At 36.3% G+C, this 2,339-nt stretch carries 2 protein-coding genes; one reads left to right on the forward strand and one right to left on the reverse strand.

Going from position 1 to position 2,339, the window contains the following annotated elements:
• Window positions 1-242 precede the first annotated feature (242 nt).
• Entirely contained in the window at window positions 243-1,163 is a 921-nt protein-coding gene (locus tag GNE10_RS33965; protein WP_185570427.1) for a ribonuclease D, read from the reverse strand.
• Window positions 1,164-1,656: 493 nt separating this feature from the next.
• Here GNE10_RS33965 and GNE10_RS33970 point away from each other — a divergent pair, with 493 nt between their 5' ends.
• Window positions 1,657-2,136, forward strand: a complete 480-nt coding sequence (locus GNE10_RS33970; RefSeq protein ID WP_185570428.1) for a BON domain-containing protein — start codon at window positions 1,657-1,659, stop codon at window positions 2,134-2,136.
• The last annotated feature ends 203 nt before the right edge of the window (window positions 2,137-2,339 follow it).

The raw sequence follows: 2,339 nt of genomic DNA on the forward strand, positions 1-2,339 counted from the left end.
CTTGTGGGGTGGGCATCCTGCCCGCCCGGACGGGTGAGGACACCCATCCCACAATAAAATCTATTGCAACATTTTAGACTTGCCACGCCACTACATTGATTTGATATATATTTTTAACTTTGGTTATTTAAACTTTATTAATTCTAACTTCTGAATTCTGAATTCTGACTTCTGAATTCTGACTTCTGAATTCTGACTTCTGAATTCTGACTTCTGAATTCTGAATTCTGAATTCTGATTTACTACTCATTTTCTATTTCAGCATCGTCAGTTTTAGGAATTAGTCGCCAAGCGGTGGTTTTGTCAACGTCTACAGACAATTGTTCTAGATTTTGCCCTAAATCTTTTTGGAGTTTCTGAGTTAATGTAATGGGAAAATCTAAATCAAGGCCTTGGTTTTGCGCTAGATTTGCCAATTGGGAAAAGGTGGTTTTGATTGTGGTACGGTCATAACTATTTAGCTTATAATCAGCAGTTTCAGATATATTCTGGGCTTGCATAGCTTTTTTGATACGTTCTTGTAAATGTTCAAATTCGGAATTTAATAATTTATATTGCTGCTCAATTTGCGAGGATTTAGCACTCAGAATTGTTAAATCTTCCGTTGTGGGTTCGGGGTTAGCTTTGGCTTGTAATTTTAATAAATTTGAGTGAATTTGAGCTAAATAAATACAATCTAGGTAAGCATATTCTATTTGTTCTTCACTGAGAGGACGTTTTCCCCAATCGCTTTGTTGTTCTTGTTTGTCAATATTGTTAAAACTACAAAGTGCAGTGGCTATTGTTTGGAGTTGGTAATTTGGCAATGGCAAAAGATAATAAGGAATTTTCTTGGCCATTTCTAAAGTACAAGTAATATTTTTTGCTTTTTTATTACCGAGAAATTTTAAATCGTAACTGGCATTATGAAAAACTTTTTCAATATTAGAATTTAACATGATTTCTTGAATAAATTCAGCTATAATATCAGGCTGAACTAGGACATCTAAAAGGTAAACGCGATCGCCACTCATATCATCAGCATCATCTAATACCTGAATCAGCGATAGCTTGGGATTGCGGCTTTTATAGTCAGCCACTTCTGTATCTAGCCACAGGGTTTTAGCATGAGTATATTCAGCGACAATAGCGCGAATTTCCCGTGCAGATGTAAGGTAGGGCATTGGCGAATCTTTCCTGGTACTTTGGGCGTTTTAAGCAAGTCATAGTTTTTTAAAGTAACATTTTGTTGGTAATTTTGCTGGCATAAAATTGGAAAAATGCTGAAATTTTGAGTTATATAGGTTGTCTTGTTCTAGATATCGCCAAATTTCGTCAAATCTGATAATATTAAATCATTGCTATAGGGTTGCATAGTCTCATTTCAAGAAAACTAGTTAGCATCTACTTGAAATTGATAGATAGCCACAAACTGATGCAAAGCTATACTAGCCAGCAGCCTTAGCAAAATTGAATTGGTGCTTCTCCAAAATTTTAGTCATTGTAGAGACGGGATTCATCGCGTCTTGTGTAGAGACATGATTCATCTGTGTCTCCACAAAGTACAAATGACAGATGACAAATGGCAAACAAAAAATAAGAAATTTTTAACATTTGCTCCTCACCATTACACACAGCTTAAGTAGTCGCTTCAATTACTGAATCCGGAGATAAATAATGAAAAAGCTAATTCTATTTTTAGTTAGTGGTATTCTCGTAATTGGTGCTGTTGGTTGTCAAGAAGTTACTAAAACTGGTTCCGAAACTCCTAGCACCACCAACCAAGAATCCCAACCACCAGCAAAACCAGCTGCTGAAACAAATCCAAGTATTGATAAAACTGTTAATGTTCCAGCAGTTCCAGCACAGCCAACTATTGTTCCAGCACCGAGTACCGAGGCTAAAACTACAACTGATTCTCTAAAAACTCCAGCAACAAAAGCTGAAAGCGATTTAAAAACTGAAGTCAGTAAAAAGTTGAATCAAGATTTACCAGGGAATAAGTTACAAGTTGAAAATAAAGAGAGTGAAATTATCCTCAAGGGTACAGCTAGTTCTATTGCAGAACTCAAAAAAGCTGAAGCTTTAGCTAAGGAAGTTCCAGGTGTGAAAACGGTGAAGATAGAAGCAAAAATTGAAGCTGTGAAAAAGCAGTAATTAGGTGGTTGATTGTTGACTGTTATCGCTGATAAGAGGTTGTTTTAAAAATCGTTGGCTGTGATTTTACAGCGTTTTTCATCTATTTAAACCACAATCTCTGGTGGGGGCGAACAACCGTCATTAGTGTCAACTTAACGTAAAACCCTTGTAATGACGTTAGAGCAAACTTACTCAATTACTAACTAATCGACACTCACCCC

Source organism: Nostoc sp. 2RC (assembly GCF_014222165.1).
GTDB classification, from domain to species: domain Bacteria; phylum Cyanobacteriota; class Cyanobacteriia; order Cyanobacteriales; family Nostocaceae; genus Nostoc; species Nostoc linckia.